1 protein-coding gene is annotated in these 535 nt (G+C 53.1%); it reads left to right on the top strand.

What is annotated here, in order from left to right; translation table 11 throughout:
* Nucleotides 1-535, top strand: a 535-nt coding sequence (locus MXD58_RS31835) for a flavodoxin domain-containing protein (protein WP_250610061.1), incomplete at both ends; no start/stop codon positions are given.

Here is a 535-nt window from a genome sequence, read left to right as displayed (position 1 = left end):
GTGCCAGAACTTCCCGCTGGGCGCACCGGGCAGATAAGCCCAAAAGAAGTGACCATTCTTTACGGATCCCAGACTGGAAACGCGCAGGGGCTTTCGGGAAATGCGTGCAAGATGCTTGAGGGGCGAGGCTTTCAGGTAACCGTCTCGTCCATGAGTGATTTTAAGCCGAACAATTTGAAAAAAGTCCAAAACCTGCTGATTGTCGTGAGCACACATGGAGAAGGCGACCCGCCGGATAATGCGCTGTCTTTTCATGAGTTTCTTCATGGCAGACGGGCGCCAAAGCTTGACGATCTCCACTTTTCTGTTTTGTCGCTTGGTGACAGCTCGTATGAGTTTTTCTGTCAGACGGGAAAAGAATTTGATTCTCGGCTGGAAGAGCTCGGCGGCACACGGCTTTATCCGCGCGTTGACTGCGACCTTGACTATGATGAGCCGGCGGCCGAATGGCTGGAAGGAGTCTTTGGAGCCTTAAATGAAGCGCAGGGGGGAAGTGCTGTTCCTGTGCAGGCCTCAGCTCCTCAAACAGGTGAAT

Origin of the sequence: Frankia sp. AgKG'84/4 (genome assembly GCF_023242965.2) — a bacterium.
Lineage (GTDB): Bacteria > Actinomycetota > Actinomycetes > Frankiales > Frankiaceae > Frankia.
This window is presented reverse-complemented; position numbering and strand designations above follow the sequence as displayed.